Annotated in this window: 14 protein-coding genes and 1 tRNA gene; 7 read left to right on the forward strand and 8 right to left on the reverse strand. The window is 70.9% G+C overall.

The genetic code is table 11. From position 1 onward, the window contains the following. Positions 1-14: 14 nt before the first annotated feature. Positions 15-1,337 (reverse strand): helix-turn-helix domain-containing protein, encoded by a 1,323-nt coding sequence (locus tag LNK82_RS25155; RefSeq protein ID WP_230569521.1) that lies wholly within the window; start codon positions 1,335-1,337, stop codon positions 15-17. A gap of 252 nt (positions 1,338-1,589) precedes the next feature. On the opposite strand from LNK82_RS25155, the gene LNK82_RS25160 reads away from it, so the two are divergent. Both LNK82_RS25160 and LNK82_RS25165 read left to right on the forward strand, forming a co-directional pair. Then, positions 1,590-1,937, forward strand: coding sequence for a hypothetical protein (locus LNK82_RS25160; RefSeq protein ID WP_230569458.1), 348 nt, complete (start codon positions 1,590-1,592; stop codon positions 1,935-1,937). Positions 1,938-1,950: 13 nt separating this feature from the next. Then, a complete protein-coding gene (locus LNK82_RS25165; protein WP_230569459.1) occupies positions 1,951-2,313 on the forward strand; it encodes a hypothetical protein in 363 nt (120 codons plus the stop codon). Positions 2,314-2,566: 253 nt separating this feature from the next. Here the strand turns inward: LNK82_RS25165 and LNK82_RS25170 are convergent, their stop codons facing one another. From LNK82_RS25170 to LNK82_RS25180, 3 genes are read right to left on the reverse strand one after another with little or no spacing between them, the layout of a single operon-like run. Continuing rightward, on the reverse strand, positions 2,567-3,358 hold the full coding sequence (locus LNK82_RS25170) for an SDR family NAD(P)-dependent oxidoreductase (protein ID WP_230569460.1): 792 nt from the start codon (positions 3,356-3,358) through the stop codon (positions 2,567-2,569). 10 nt (positions 3,359-3,368) lie between these two features. After that, complete coding sequence (locus LNK82_RS25175; RefSeq protein WP_230569522.1) at positions 3,369-4,541, reverse strand: MFS transporter; 1,173 nt, start codon at positions 4,539-4,541, stop codon at positions 3,369-3,371. Positions 4,542-4,588: 47 nt separating this feature from the next. After that, positions 4,589-5,833 (reverse strand): glycoside hydrolase family 1 protein, encoded by a 1,245-nt coding sequence (locus tag LNK82_RS25180; protein WP_372470631.1) that lies wholly within the window; start codon positions 5,831-5,833, stop codon positions 4,589-4,591. Between the two features lie 101 nt (positions 5,834-5,934). On the opposite strand from LNK82_RS25180, the gene LNK82_RS25185 reads away from it, so the two are divergent. Further along, complete coding sequence (locus LNK82_RS25185) at positions 5,935-6,549, forward strand: TetR/AcrR family transcriptional regulator (protein WP_230569462.1); 615 nt, start codon at positions 5,935-5,937, stop codon at positions 6,547-6,549. A 94-nt stretch (positions 6,550-6,643) separates the two neighbouring features. Here LNK82_RS25185 and LNK82_RS25190 read toward each other — a convergent pair whose 3' ends face one another. Continuing rightward, positions 6,644-7,831: an amino acid deaminase/aldolase gene (locus LNK82_RS25190; RefSeq protein ID WP_230569463.1), complete on the reverse strand. Its 1,188-nt coding sequence runs from the start codon at positions 7,829-7,831 to the stop codon at positions 6,644-6,646. 73 nt (positions 7,832-7,904) lie between these two features. Between LNK82_RS25190 and LNK82_RS25195 the strand changes: the two genes are divergently transcribed. Then, positions 7,905-9,185, forward strand: coding sequence for a D-arabinono-1,4-lactone oxidase (locus tag LNK82_RS25195; protein ID WP_230569464.1), 1,281 nt, complete (start codon positions 7,905-7,907; stop codon positions 9,183-9,185). Between the two features lie 151 nt (positions 9,186-9,336). On the opposite strand, the gene LNK82_RS25200 is transcribed toward LNK82_RS25195, so the two are convergent. The 3 genes from LNK82_RS25200 to LNK82_RS25210 form a co-directional block, all read right to left on the reverse strand. Continuing rightward, positions 9,337-9,969, reverse strand: coding sequence for an SDR family oxidoreductase (locus LNK82_RS25200; RefSeq protein ID WP_230569465.1), 633 nt, complete (start codon positions 9,967-9,969; stop codon positions 9,337-9,339). A 14-nt stretch (positions 9,970-9,983) separates the two neighbouring features. Then, a complete protein-coding gene (locus tag LNK82_RS25205) occupies positions 9,984-10,601 on the reverse strand; it encodes a hypothetical protein (protein WP_230569466.1) in 618 nt (205 codons plus the stop codon). A 446-nt stretch (positions 10,602-11,047) separates the two neighbouring features. Then, positions 11,048-11,133: transfer RNA gene (locus LNK82_RS25210), tRNA-Leu, on the reverse strand. Between the two features lie 116 nt (positions 11,134-11,249). Between LNK82_RS25210 and LNK82_RS25215 the strand changes: the two genes are divergently transcribed. Genes LNK82_RS25215 through LNK82_RS25225 form a run of 3 tightly spaced genes read left to right on the forward strand, consistent with a single transcriptional unit; the run spans position 11,250 to position 14,333 of the window. Further along, on the forward strand, positions 11,250-12,434 hold the full coding sequence (locus LNK82_RS25215; protein ID WP_230569467.1) for an FHA domain-containing protein: 1,185 nt from the start codon (positions 11,250-11,252) through the stop codon (positions 12,432-12,434). Positions 12,435-12,489: 55 nt separating this feature from the next. Beyond that, positions 12,490-12,951: an FHA domain-containing protein FhaB/FipA gene (locus tag LNK82_RS25220; RefSeq protein ID WP_230569468.1), complete on the forward strand. Its 462-nt coding sequence runs from the start codon at positions 12,490-12,492 to the stop codon at positions 12,949-12,951. After that, positions 12,948-14,333, forward strand: a complete 1,386-nt coding sequence (locus LNK82_RS25225; protein ID WP_230569469.1) for a PP2C family protein-serine/threonine phosphatase — start codon at positions 12,948-12,950, stop codon at positions 14,331-14,333. The genes LNK82_RS25220 and LNK82_RS25225 overlap by 4 nt, the downstream gene beginning before the upstream one ends. Positions 14,334-14,336: the final 3 nt, after the last annotated feature.

The raw sequence follows: 14,336 nt of genomic DNA on the forward strand, positions 1-14,336 counted from the left end.
CGGCCCCCCGCAGCTCAGGCCGCGCTGTCGTTGCCGGTGAACTTGGCAAGGCGTTCGGCCAGCTCGCGGGCGTCGGGGTTGTTCCGGCGCTTCTCGGCTTCGTGCTGCAGCGGCTTCATCCGGTCCTTCGTGCGGACCGACTTCAGGCCCTCGGACAACTCGATCGCCTGCCGGCCGAGCCGCGCGCCGTGGTCGATGTCGCCGTCGAGCAGGTGGTTGATCGACAGGGAGGTGAGGTTGAACGACCGGCTGCGGGTCATGTCCTCGCCGTAGCCGCCGATGGCCTTGGTCAACGCGGGCACCGCGGTGCGCGTGTACTTCGCGTCCACGGTCTGCGCCAGCTCCGTGTGCACGGTGCCGATCATCGCGGACAGGTCGTTGGCGTCGAAGAACTTCGCCCACGCGGGCGCCTCGCCGATGTTGGCGCGGGCGAACTCGTCGCGCGCCCGGCCGAGCAGCTTCAGCGCCTGGTCGTCGGAGCCCATCTTCGCGTAGGCCCACGCCTCGTTGGCGCACAGGATGCCGACGGCGAGCTCCGAGCCGGAGTCCAGCGCGGCCAGCTGGCCGAGCTGGAACACCTTCAACGCGTCGTCCGGCGCGTTCTGGTGCAGGTAGACGCGGCCCATCCGGTACAGGATGTTGGCCACGAGCTCTTCCTTGCGCCCCTGCTTCGCCAGGCCGAGCGCCTGGCCGAAGTGGTTGCGGGCCGAGTCGTACAGGCCGGTGTCGAACGAGGTCCACCCGGCCAGGTTGTGCAGGTCGGCGAGCGCGACGTACAGGCGTTCCTTGACCAGGTCGGTCGCGTTCGCGCCGAGCATCTGCTGGCCCCACGAGAGCTGGGCGACCACCGCGTCGCGGCACGAGCCGCCGCCGTACTGGTAGTCGAGCGTGCGCAACGCCCTGGTGGCCGCTTCGACCTGTCGGACGTCGGTCATGCCGATGCGGCCAGGGGCCGGAGTCTGCGCGGGCGATGAAGCCCAAGACCCGGAGTCCGTACCGAACACGGCCGCGCCGACGGTGATGGCGGCGGCGTGCGCGAGGAACTTCCTTCGCTTCACCGACTCGTCCTCCTCAGAATGGGGTGACTCCGCGGTTGCGGCCACCCTCACTGCCGTGGCCTCGTCGTAAGCGAGGCCCATGTACCCCCTGGGTACGCCCAAGCCCGCGGCGATCCGCGCGAGGACGTCGTAGGCCATGACCTGGCGTCCCTTGAGGATCTCCGAGACTTCGGACTGCGACTGGCCCGTCAGCGCCGCGATCTGGCGCTGCGAGACACCGTGCCGTCGGAGCAGGCGGTAGACCGCGCTGATCTCTCGTCTGGCCAGGGCGTCACGCATCTCCTGCTGGTCCCACACGTCTGGGGTAACAGGAGAGCTTGGCGAACCGATGGTGTTCAATTGCGCCCCCTCACAGTCCTTTGGGCGTCAACGGCAGAGTAGGGGCACTCCCCCGACTGCGAGAAGTACCGATCGGCGAGGCTGATCGGCCCTGCCGAACTCCGCTGACCGCTTACCGTGGAACGGCCACCGGCCAGCGCTATGACGTCCCGATCCGGGTTGAATCATCGCAATCTAGGTTCCGGTAAGCGAGTGAGCACGGAGAGGAACATGGTCGTGGACCTGATCGAGCGGGCGGTGACCACCCCTGGTGGGTCGGCGGCGCCTGCCGTGGCCACGACCGACGCCTCTCCCTCATCCCTGTCCGTCCAGGAGTCGACCGACCTCGGCTCCGGATGGCGCGGCACGACCGGGCACCGTCGCTGGTGGCGGATTCGCTGCAGCGACGTGGTCGACCGGGAGCGCTGCCTCACCGTGATGGTCGACCGGGGCCGCGTGGTCCTGGTCGGTCCTCCCGGCGAGACGGCGGTCCTCTCGGCCGACCAACTCGTACAACTCAGGGCCGCGCTACGTGAGGCCGCCGAGCAGGCGGAAAGGTGACGGTGACGTTTCGGTGGACGAGATCCTCGGACAAGTTCTTCGCAACGCGGTGTGGGAGCGGTTGGACCTGCTCACAGAGCTGGCCAACGAGGCCGACGCCCCGTCCCTCCTGTCGGTGGCACGTTCCGAGCTCCCTCGGCTGACCGAGGGGTGGCGGGCCCTGCTCGCCGCGCACGAACCGGACGAGAAGGGCAACTGCCCCGAGTGCTCCGGACGGTGGCGGCAGCAGAAGAGCCCCTGCTCGGTGTGGCGCGCCGCGTACGAACACCTGGTCGCGGGCGGTTTGGCCCCGCGCCCGGCTCGGCACCTCCGATCGGCGCCGGTGACGCCTCCTGTCACGCGTTCGCGCCGGGGAATGGTGGCCCGAGCCCACTAACGGGCGGCCCCGACCTGTCGTTCCCCCGACGCGACCAGGTCGAGCACCCGCCTACTGGCCGGCGGTCCGGGACGTGCGAACCCCCGACCGCGACGAACGGACCGCCGGCCAGCTACAGCTCCACACAACTACACAGTCATCCGCGGGCCGGTGTCGTGCACACCTTCCCTCCCCGACCGGCACTGGTCCGCGGGCACCAACCCGGTCCCGATGTCCGCCCCTCCCGCGCGGACATCGGGACCGTTTCACGAGGTCAGCGGTGGGTGCCGGTCAGCCAGGTCAGGTACCCGGTCACCCCCGGGAACAGCCGGCCCGCCACGTCGAACGCCTTGAGCTGCCACGGGAACACCGCCTCGTCACGCTCCCGCTCCACCACGTCGGCGATCCGCGCCGCGACCACCTCCGGCGTGACGGTCGGGATCAGCCTGGCCAGCCGCGGGATCCGCTCCTCGGCGCCGGGGTTGTTGACGAAGTACCTGCTGCTCACCTTGCCCGGCACGACCTCGCTCACCCCGACCCCGGTGCCGCGCAGGTCCATCCGCAGCGCCGCCGTCATCCCGCGCAACGCGTAGCGGGCCGCCGCGTACCCGGTGGCGCCGGGGATCGGCAGGCGGGACACCGGCGAGTTGACGTTGACCACCCGCCCCGAGCCGCGCGCCCGCATCCCGGGCAGGAACTCCCTGGTCAGGTGCAGCGCGGCGGTGAACGGCAGGGCGATCATCCCGGCCAGCTCGGGGGTCGGCGTCTCGTCGAGGAACAGCCAGCGGCCGACGCCCGCGTTGTTGACCAGCACGTCCGGCACGCCGACCTCCGCCATCACCCGTTCGGCGAGCGTGCGGATCCCGTCGACGTCCGCGAGGTCCGCCGACACGGCGAGCGCACGCCCACCGGTCGCCGTGATCCGTTCGACCTGCTCGTCGAGCGCTTCACCGCTGCGTGCCACGAGCACGACAACCGAACCGCGCCCCGCGAGCGTCCGGGCTGTCGCCGCGCCGATGCCCTGCGACGCACCGGTCACCACGACCGCCTTACCCGCCAACCGCACCGAACTCCCCCTAAGCCACTGAACGAACCCTGGTCACGAGCGCCGCCGCGCACAGCGTGGCGACCGCCGACACGGCGAACAACCCCCGGTACCCGCCGAGCGACGCCAGCACGAACGTCGTCAGCAGCGGCGCGATCACCTGGGGCAGTGAGTTGGCGATGTTGAGCACGCCGAGGTCCTTGGCCCGGTCCGACGCGGCGGGCAGCACCTGCGTCAGCAGGGCCAGCGCCACCGCCCAGTACGCGCCGAAGCCGAGCCCGAGCAGCGGTGCGGCGATCAGCGCGGCCGGCCACGTCGGCCACGCGACCAGCAGCAACGCGGCGACGGCCATCACGCCGGCCGCCAGGAGCACGTACGGCTTGCGGCGGCCGGCGCGGTCGGAGTGGGTGCCGACGGCGAACGCGCCGATCGCCAGCGCCACGCCGTAGAGCAGCATCAGCACCAGCAGGCCGTTCTCGGGTTCCGGGTGCCGGACCACGTCGCCGAGGAAGTACAGCAGGTAGAGCGTGCCGAACGCGTTGCCCAGGTTGATCATGAAGTGCGCGCACCACGCCCAGGCGAAGTCCGGGTGCCGCCTCGGCGACACCCACAGCTCGCGCCACCGCAGCGCCGGGCGGGCGGCGGGCGGCAGGCGGACGTCCGGGGTGATCAGCACGAACGCCAGCGCACCGGCCACGACCAGCGCCGCGCACGCCAGGTACCCGTTCGCCAGGCCGCTGACCAGCACCGTCACCACGACCGCGCCGAGCACCGTGCCGAGCATCTGGGAGACGCCGACGAGCCCGCCCACCTTGGCCCGCTGCCGCACGGGCACCCGGTCGGGCACGGCGGAGGTGAGGCTGGCGAGCATCCCGTTCAGCCCGGCCTGCACCAGGCACCACCCGATCACCATCACACCGACGGATGACGCGGACGACAGCACGACCAGGCCGACGGCGCCGACGAGCGCGCCCGCGAGCGTCCACGGGTGCCGCCGGCCGAACCGGGACGTGGTGCGGTCCGACGACAGCCCGATCAGCGGGTTCGCGATCAGCGCCACGAGCGCGCCCACGCCCGTGACCAGGCCGAACACCGCTTCCTTGGCGGTGGAGTCGAGCAGTTCGGCCTGCTGCGGCAGCAACACCTGGATGGGCGCGTAGATGGCCAGCCAGAGGCCGAGGTTGGCGAGGAACAGCCACGTCATCCACGACCGGCGGACGGGGACGGCCGGTTCCGCCAACGCCTCCGCCGTCACCGCCTGATCCGATCGCGGTACCACTCGTACGAGGCACGCGGGGTGCGTTGCTGCGTTTCGCAGTCGACCTGGACGAGGCCGAACCGCTGCGAGTACCCCGAGTCCCACTCGAAGTTGTCCATCAGGGACCACACGAAGTACCCGCGCACGTCCGCCTTCAGGGCTTCTTCGATGTGCGCGTCCAGGTACGCGATCCGCTCGGCGTCGTGGAGCGAGTCCGGGTAGCTGCACCCGCTCTCCGTCACGTAGACGGGCGGCAAGTCGACAAATCGATCTCGCAACAGGGAGATCATCTCGGACAGCCCGGACGGGACGACCGGCCAGCCGAACCCGGTCTTCGGGTACTCGTCGACGTCCACCAGCTCGAACGGCAGCGGGTTGCCCTCGGATGGCAGCCGCAGCCGGGTCGGGTTGTAGTAGTTGACGCCGTAGAAGTCGAGCGGCGCGGAGGTGATCGCCAGGTCGCCGTCCACGATCGGCAAGCGGTCGGCCAGCGAGTCCGGGTAGCGGCCGGCCAGCTGCGCGTCGGCGTAGAGCCAGTTGTGCAGATCGGAGTAGGCCTCGGCGGCGGGGCCGTCGGCCGGGGTGGCGGGCCAGGCGGGCGTGTGGTTGTTGGCCGTGCCGACGGCGCGCGCTCCGGCGGAACGCAGGGCCTGCACGGCGAGCCCGTGCGCGAGGTTGAGGTGGTGGGCGGTCGGCAGGGCGTCGAAGAGCAGCGCCTTGCCCGGCGCGTGCTGCCCGGTGGCATACCCGAGCAGCGTGACCATCGCGGGCTCGTTGATCGGGATCCACATCGCGACCCGGTCGGCCAGGCGTGCGGCGACCCGCTCGGCGTACTCGGCGAACCGGTGCGCGGTGTCGCGGGAGAGCCAGCCGCCCTCCTCCTCGACGGCCAGCGGCGTGTCCCAGTGGTACAGCGTGACGACGGGCGCGATGCCGGACTCCAGCAGCTCGTCCACCAGCCGGTCGTAGAACACCAGGTCGCCCGCGAGCACCCGCGGCCACGACACGGAGAACCGGTAGGCGCCGACGCCGAGGGACCGCATCAGGCCGACGTCCTCGCGGTAGCGGCGGTAGTGGTCGCACGCCACGGACGCGTCGTGGCCCTCGAACGCCGGGAACGCGTCCCACACGGACGGTCGCCTGCCGGCGGCGGTGAACGAGCCTTCGATCTGGAACGCGGAGGTCGACACGCCCCACAGGAAGTCGTCGGACAGGGTCACGCAAGCCTCCCGAAACATGAAAGTGATTCGGATCGTAGGCGTGTTGCGCCGTGAAGTGAAGTGGAAAGGTCCATTACCGGGCACTATGGAGTCCCGCCACCCATTCAGCAGGAGTCGCCGTGACCAGTACGACCCCGCTGCGCCGTCAGCCGGTGCAGCAGCGCAGCGCCAAGCGCGTCGAGCGGATGCTCGAGGCCTGCGCACAGCTCATCGAGGAGGTCGGCTACGACGGAGTCACCACGACATTGATCGCCGAGCGCGCGGGTGTCGCGGTCGGCTCGCTCTACCAGTTCTTCCCCGACAAACGGGCCGTCGTGCAGGCGCTGACCCTGCGCAACCTGGAGAAGTTCATCCAGACGGTGGACGGCCGGTTCACCTCGACGACCCTCGACCACTGGTGGGACGCCGTCGACTCGATCTTCGACGTGTACGTCTCGATGCACCGCGAGGTGCCCGCGTTCTCGAAGCTGCACTTCGGCGACGTCGTCGACATGCGGCTGCTCGACGACCGGCGCGACAACAACACGGTCATCTCCGACCGCATCGCGGAGATGATCTCGGCGAAGTTCGACATCCCGCTCACCGAGCTGCAGCTGCCGATCTCGATCGCGGTCGAGGCGGCGGACGGTGTGCTGAACCTGGCGTTCCGCCGCGATCCGGCCGGTGACCAGCGGATCCTGGAGGAGGCCAAGGCGTTGGTCCGCGGGTATCTGTCGACACGGCTTCCGGACTAGGTCGAGGCTTTCGGACCAGGTCGGGGTCTGGGTCGGCCGGATCCGTCGGTCGGATTGGTCGGTCGGCCGGATTCGTCGGTCGGCTCCGATTCGTTCAGCCGAACGAGTGCCCCTCGCCCCGGTAGGTGGGCACGGTCCGCTCCACCGCGCCGCCGCGGACGACGTGGTAGTGGGTGAACCGCTCGGCCAGCTCGCCCGCCTTGGCGTGCCGCAGCCACACGCGGTCGCCGAGGCGCAGCGAGTCGGCCGCCCGGCCCACCACCGGGGTCTGCACCTCGCCGGCGCCCTCCAGCGGCAGCAGCTTCAGCCCGACCGGCAGGTACGGGGTGGGCTGGCGGTCGGGGGTCGCGGTGCCGGAGGCGATGTAGCCGCCGGAGAACAGCGTGGCCACGTGCCGCTTCGGTCTGCGCACGACAGGCAGGGCGAACAGCACGGCGGGCTTGGGCTGGAAGCCGCGGTAGCCGTCGAACAGGGTCGGGCCGATGAGCCCGGATCCGGCGGCGAGCTCGGTGACCGACGGGTCGGCGGCGGTGATCTCCAGGCTGCCGGTGCCGCCGCCGTTGACGAACTCCAGGTCGGCGACCTGGCGCACGGCGGCGATCGCGACGGTGCGGCGTTCGACCAGCTCGGCGGCCGAGTGCCGTTGCATCCAGCGCAGGACCGCGCCGCGCACCGGCTTGCCCGGCGGCTGGTCGCCCAGGCCCGCGATCTGCCCCTCGTAGCCCATCACGCCGACCAGCCGGAACCCCGGCCGGCGCACGATCGCCTCGGCCAGGGCGCGCGCTTCACGTGCCGTGTGCACGGGTGACCGGCGTGGGCCGATGTGCAGCCCGGGCACCGGCCGCCAGGACACGTCCAGCTCCAGGCACACCCGGATCTCCGGGTGGTCGGCGCCGAGCACGGCGTGGACCAGGTCGAGGTGCGCGGTCGAGTCGACCACGATCGTGATCCTCGCCCGCGCCTTGTCGTCCTTGGCGAGTTCGGTCAGCGCGGCCTGGTCGACGGTCGGGTAGGCGACCAGGAGGTCTTCGGAGAGGTCGACGGAGGACAGCCACAGCGCCTCGGCCAGCGAGTAGCACATGACGCCCGCGAAACCGGGCCGGGCGAGCACCCGTTCCAGCAGCGCGCGGACCCGGACGGACTTGCTCGCCACCCGGATCGGCCGCCCGCCCGCGCGGCGCACGAGGTCGGCCGCGTTGCTGTCGAAGGCGTCCAGGTCGACGATCGCGAGCGGGGGGTCGTGCTCCTCCGTCGCGGCGTCCAGGCGCGTGCGGTGCTGCATGGGCCTCACCGTACTTGAAAGGTGAATAGCTTTCACCTACGGTTCGTGCAACGCGTCACATCCGGAGGTGGGCATGGCGACCCCGTGGACGAACTGGTCGCGCACGGCGTCCGCGAACCCGCACCGGGTGGAGCACCCGGCGAGCGTCGACGAGCTCGCTTCGGTCGTGGTGGGCGCGTCCAGTGTCCGCCCGCGCGGTAGCGGGCACTCGTTCACCGGCATCGCGGTCGCACCCGGTGTGGCGATCGACCTCGACGCGTGGACCGGGATCGTCGACGTGTCGGGAACCCTGGTGACGGTCCGGTCGGGGACGACGTTGCACCAGCTCAACGCGCTGCTGGACGTGCTCGGGCTGGCCATGGCGAACCTCGGGGACATCGACGCGCAGACCGTCGCGGGTGCGATCTCGACCGGCACGCACGGCACGGGGGCGAAGCTCGGCGGCCTGGCGACGCAGGTCGTGGCGCTGGAGCTCGTGCTCGCCGACGGGTCGCTGGTGCGGTGCTCGGCCGACGAGCGGCCCGAGCTGTTCCAGGCGGCCAGGATCGGGCTCGGCGCGCTGGGCGTGATCAGCACGGTCACGCTGCGGTGCGTGCCGTCGTTCGTGCTGCACGCCCGCGAGTTCCCCGGGCGGTTGGACGCGGTGCTGGAGGAGTTCGACGACCTGACCGCGGTCGAGGACCACGTGGAGTTCCACTGGTTCCCGCACTCCGACCGGGTGATCGTGAAGCGGAACAACCGGGTCGACGAGCCCGCCGCGCCGCTGTCGGCGCTGCGCCGGTTCTACGAGTACGAGGTGATGGAGAACGGCGCGTTCGGGCTGGTCTGCAAGCTGGCGAAGGCCGTGCCGTCGACCACCAGGACGCTCAACCGGGTGTGCGGGTCGCTGCTGTCGGAGCGCGACTACCGGGACGTCTCACACCGCGTTTTCGTCACGCCCCGGCGGGTGCGGTTCGTGGAGACCGAGTACGCGGTGCCGCGGGCGGCCCTGCACGACGTGCTGCGGGAGCTGCGGGCGGCGGTGGGTGGGCTCGAGCACGGCGTGATCGTGCCGGTCGAGGTGCGGGTGGCGCAGGGTGACGACATCTGGCTGTCGACGGCGCACGGACGTGACACGGCTTACATCGCGGTGCACCAGTACCTCGGGATGCCGTACCGGCGGTACTTCGACGCGTTCGAGCGGATCGCGGGTGCGGTGGGCGGGCGTCCGCACTGGGGCAAGATGCACGGGCTCTCGGCTGGGGCCTTGCGTGGGCGGTACCCGCGCTTCGACGACTTCCGCCGGGTTCGTGGTGAGGTCGATCCCGGGGGGAAGTTCACCAACGCCTACCTCGATCGGGTGCTGGGGGATTGAAAGAGTCCTCGCCGGACGGACAGATCAGCAGGATGACGTCCGCTGGGTGGTTCTGTGCCGGGTCCGTTGTCGGTCCGGGTTTCGTGTCATCCCACCGAAGCCCTTCCCTGGGAGGAAGGGCGGTGCCAGTGGACGGGAAGGTGTGGTGGGACTAGAAGGCGTTGGCGATGGGGGTGTCGCCGGAGATCAGTTCGTAGGTGCGGCGGACGGTGCCGGGGCGGTCCAGGAGGGCGACGACGACTGCTGCCACGTCGGCTCGCGGTACGGAACCCCGTAGCGGTTCTTCGGCGAGTTCCACGCGGCCGGTCGGCTCGTCGTCGGTCAGCCGGCCCGGCCGCAGGATCGTCCAGTCCAGGTCCCGTTCGCGCAGGTCGTCCTCGGCGGCGGCCTTTGCCGCCAGGTAGGCGTCGAACACCTCGTCACCGGTGGTGCGGCCGATGCCCGTGGCGCTGATCTGGATGAACCGGCGCACGCCCGCCTGTTCCGCCGCCTCCGCGAACAGCACCGCCGCGGCGCGGTCCACCGTGTCCTTGCGCGCCACCCCGCTGCCCGGTCCGGCGCCCGCGGCGAAGAGGGCCGCGCCGGCGCCGGTCAACAGTTCCGCGACCGAAGCGACGTCGGTCGCCTCCAGGTCGCAGTGGACGGGGACGCCGCCCGCGTCCAGCACGTCCGCGTGGTGGTCCGGGTTGCGCACCAGCGCGGTGGCGCTGTCACCCCTCGCGGCCAGCAGCCGCTCCACCCGCAACGCGATCTTGCCGTGTCCGCCCGCGATCACTACTCGCATGGTCCGACCGTAGGTCAGGACGCGGTCGCCAGCACCTGCTCGTACACGAGTTCGTTCACCCAACGGGTGGTCGCGGTGTCCTCGACCGGCACGGTCTCGTTGCGGCCGGCGACGTCCGTGCTCAGCTGGAGCTCCTCGTCGGCCAGCAGCACCGAGACGCCGTAGCGGCGCACCCGCGGCAGGCAGTTGGCCAGGTAGTCGTGCGTGAAGACGACGGAGGTCGGCAGGACGGCGGCGGCGTTGCCGAAGCGGGCGAACGGCACCGCCGAGGCCAGGGCGGTCCGCCAGTGCCGGGCGACCGCCAGGACGCCCACGATCCGCACCGCGGCGGGCGGCACGCGGCCGTCCATCTCCGGCCACACCCAGGTGGACACGGTGGTGCGGTCGGTCTCCGGGCCCGCGCCGAGGCACAGCCGCTCGGCGTGCGCGTCGGCCAGCAGCTCCGCCACCACGATCACCTTGCGCCCCATGAGGACCATCTCGGGCAGCACCACGCCGTGCCAGCCGAGGCGCACCGCCGCGGAGGCGGCCAGCTCCTCGACGGAACCGGGCAGTTCGGGAACCGGAACCGCGGTCGCCGACAGCGCCCTGGTGTCGTCGGTGTCCGCGATCCGTGCTGGTGTGCTGCTCACGCCAGGGCCTCCTCGGCAACCACGACGGGCTGTCCGCCGCGTTTCGACTCGTGCTCTGGATAAGGCGTACCAGGTGGGACCGGCCCCACCCTCGGGGCAAAAGGCGTCCTGCGATCGGCGGCGTCGAGCGGTCGGTAACCGGTCGGCGACCGGCGGGGGGACTTCGGCCCGGCGGTGCTGCCGTCTGGGTGACCCCGGCGGGCCTCGGACGCCTGAAGACTGCTCAGCGTGTGCGTCGCTCGCCTGGAACGACCGCCGGACCGGGGCCGCCGGCCGGCCCGCCCACCCCACCGCCGACCGCTCGGCGTGCGAAATCGACCGACCGCCCCGAGCCGCCACGTTCGGCCGCGGCTGTGCGGGTGACAGACATCACGCATCCGCCGGAGGCGAAAAGACGGAAAAACCATGAAGTCCCACCCACGACAGTGGATGGGACTTCATGGTTTTGGTGGGCGAGGGGGGAGTTGAACCCCCACGTCCTTTCGGACACACGGACCTGAACCGTGCGCGTCTGCCATTCCGCCACTCGCCCGGAGCGACGTGGAGAACACTAGCATGGTCCCCGTCCGGGTTACCAATTGCCCCGTGTCCCACCACGTCAGCCCGGATACGATCGGTCGTGGAAGTCGACCGGGTCGGAGGGTTGCCGTGGGCCTCGTACAGCGCTTCGAGCGCCGTCTCGAAGGCATCGTCGGGAACACCTTCGCGCGTGTGTTCGGTGGCAACGTCGTCCCGCAGGAAGTGGCCCAGGCACTGCAGCGGGAGGCGGAGAGCAACATCCGCGAGTTGGCGGGTGGCAGGTTGCTCGCTCCGAACCACTTCCAGGTCCTGCTGGGTCCGCAGGACCACGATCGGCTTGCCGGGGACGGTCAGGATGAACTACGCATCACCCAGCTTCTGGGGGACTCCATCCGGGAGCACCTCGAAGAGAGCGGATGGGATACCTATGGTGACGTCGTAGTCTCCCTGGAGCGCTCCGACGCGCTGCACACGGGACAGTTCCGAACCAGCTCGTCCGTCGACCCCGACGTGAAAGTTGCCAGCCGACGGTCAGCACCACCTCGCACTGCAGGAGACGGATCCATGAGCCAGCCTCCCGGCTACGGACAAGGACAGGGCCAGCCCGCCTACGACCCCTATGCACAGGGCGGCTACGGCCAGCAGCAGCAGGGCTATGACCAGCAGGGGTACGGTCAGCAGCAACCCGGTTACGACCAGGGCTACGGCCAGCAGCAGCCCGGGTACGACCAGGGTTACGGCCAGCAGCCCGGTTACGACCAGGGCTACGGCCAGCAGCAGCCCGGCTACGAGCAGGGCTACGGGCAGCAGCAGGGCTACGACCAGGGTTACGGTCAGCAGCAGCCCGGTTACGGGCAGCCAGGGTACGACCAGGGCTACGGCCAGCAGCCCGGCTACGACCAGGGTTACGGGCAGCAGCCCGGGTACGACCAGGGTTACGGCCAGCAGGGCTACGGCCAGCCGGGCTACGCCGACCCGGCACAGGGCGGTTACGCGCCGCCGGCGGTCCAGTCCGGCCCCCGGCAGCTGAACGCGACCCTGCACCTGGACGACGGCTCCAACCGGACTTACAACCTCAAGCAGGGCGGCAACGTGGTCGGCCGCGGCCAGGAAGCGGACTTCCGGCTGCCCGACACCGGGGTCTCCAGGAGGCACCTGGAGATCACGTGGGACGGGCACAGTGCCATGCTCGCTGATCTCGGTTCGACAAACGGCACCACGGTGAACGGCACACCAGTGCAGACTTGGCAGCTCGCGGAAGGCGACGTCGTCCGCATCGGCCACTCCTCGCTGGTCTACCGCACCCAGGGCTGAGCGGTCGATTCGGGCGTAGGCGTGACGGCACTCAAGTCAGGAGCGGTTACAACCGGTGCCAGAGCTGGTGATGCAGCTGACCAGAGCGGGTTTCCTCGTCCTGCTCTGGTTGTTCGTGTTGGCTGCGCTTCGAGTGGTCCGCTCCGACCTGTACGCGGCGTCGGGGCTCCGTGTCCCGACGCCCAAGTTCGGCAGAGGCACTAGCAAGGCCGCCCGGGGCAACAAGGCGGCCCGACAGCTCGTCGTGACACACGGCGCGCTGGCGGGCACGCGCATCTCCCTGGACGGCCGGCCGATCATGATCGGCCGCGCCGACGACTCCACGCTCGTGCTGGACGACGACTTCGCGTCGACCAGGCACGCGCGGCTGTCGATGCGCGGCACCGACTGGTACGTGGAAGACCTCGGCTCCACGAACGGCACGTATCTCGACCGGGCGAAGGTCACGGCCCCGATCCGGGTTCCGCTCGGCTCCCCGATCCGAATTGGCAAAACGGTGATCGAGCTGCGCTCATGACTCTCGTCCTCCGATACGCGGCCCGCAGCGACCGGGGCCTGGTCCGTTCGAACAACCAGGACTCCGTGTACGCGGGTCCGCGCCTGCTCGCGCTCGCCGACGGCATGGGCGGCCACGCCGCGGGCGAGGTGGCCAGCAAGGTCGTCATCGCCGCCCTGGCCCCGCTCGACGACGACGAGCCAGGCGACGACCTGCTCGGCCAGCTGCGCGACGCGGTGATCGCCGGCAACGGCGCCATCTCCGAGCTCGTGCAGAGCGACCCGGACCTGGACGGCATGGGCACCACGCTCACCGCCGTGCTGTTCGCGGGCTCGCGGCTGGGCATGGTGCACATCGGCGACTCCCGCGCCTACATGCTCCGCAACGGCACGTTCACGCAGATCACGCACGACGACACGTTCGTGCAGTCGTTGATCGACGAGGGACGGATCACCGAAGAGGAAGCGGCCACGCACCCGCAGCGCTCGCTGCTGCTGCGCGCGCTGACCGGCCACGAGGTGGAGCCGAGGCTGATGGTGCGGGAGGCCCGTCCGGGCGACCGCTACCTGCTGTGCTCGGACGGCCTGTCCGGCGTGGTCAGCATGGAGACGCTGGAAGAGGCGATCCGGATCCCGGACCCGCAGGCGTGCGCGGACCGGATGATCGAGCTGGCGCTCAAGGGCGGCGGCCCCGACAACGTGACGGTCGTCGTCGCCGACGTGGTCGACGTCGACTTCGGGGAGGACGCGCCCATAGTGGGCGGCGCGGCCGGAGACGGCAGCGAAGACCCGCCACCACCCGACTCGCCCGCCTCGCGGGCGAGTTCCATCACCGGGCCCCGCCCGATACCGCAGCGGGTCGAGCCGATGCCCCAGCCGGACCCCCGGCGGGCGCGCGGCAACCGGCTCAAGGCGCTCGCGCTGGTGGTCTTCCTGCTCCTGCTGGTGGTCGCGGCCGGCCTGGGCACGCGCTGGTACGTCCTGCGCCAGTACTACGTCGGCGAGGGCGACAACGGCGAGGTGTCGGTGTTCCGCGGCGTCACCGGCAGCGTGTTCGGCTTCGACCTGCACCGCAAGGTGGAGGGCTCGTGCCCGCCGGGCGCCCAGGCGTGCGAGGCGATCACCGTGGAGGACCTGAAGGTCGCTACCAGGGACGTCGTGCGCAACGGCATCACCGACGTGGACGGCCTGGAGGGCGCCCGGGAGGCGATCCGCAGGCTGCGCACCGAGCAGACGCTGCCGTTCTGCCCGAAGGACACCGCGGAGAGCACCACGGGGACGTCCACCACCGCCGCGCCACCGACGGCAACCTCGACCGAGGCGCCGGCGTCCACCACTGTGGAGGGGACACCCCTCACCACGCCCGTGCAGCAGCCGGGCACGGATTGCCGAAAGGGTCAGTAGTCG

Source organism: Saccharothrix luteola (genome assembly GCF_020859565.1).
GTDB lineage: Bacteria > Actinomycetota > Actinomycetes > Mycobacteriales > Pseudonocardiaceae > Actinosynnema > Actinosynnema luteola.

Bases quoted from the DNA above. Each gene is read 5' to 3' on its own strand.
- LNK82_RS25155 (WP_230569521.1), bottom strand. From the start codon at position 1,337: ATGCGTGACGCCCTGGCCAGACGAGAGATCAGCGCGGTCTACCGCCTG.
- LNK82_RS25175 (WP_230569522.1), bottom strand. From the start codon at position 4,541: ATGACGTGGCTGTTCCTCGCCAACCTCGGCCTCTGGCTGGCCATCTAC.
- LNK82_RS25180 (WP_372470631.1), bottom strand. From the start codon at position 5,833: ATGTTTCGGGAGGCTTGCGTGACCCTGTCCGACGACTTCCTGTGGGGC.
- LNK82_RS25190 (WP_230569463.1), bottom strand. From the start codon at position 7,831: ATGCAGCACCGCACGCGCCTGGACGCCGCGACGGAGGAGCACGACCCC.
- LNK82_RS25195 (WP_230569464.1), top strand. From the start codon at position 7,905: ATGGCGACCCCGTGGACGAACTGGTCGCGCACGGCGTCCGCGAACCCG.
- LNK82_RS25200 (WP_230569465.1), bottom strand. From the start codon at position 9,969: ATGCGAGTAGTGATCGCGGGCGGACACGGCAAGATCGCGTTGCGGGTG.
- LNK82_RS25225 (WP_230569469.1), top strand. From the start codon at position 12,948: ATGACTCTCGTCCTCCGATACGCGGCCCGCAGCGACCGGGGCCTGGTC.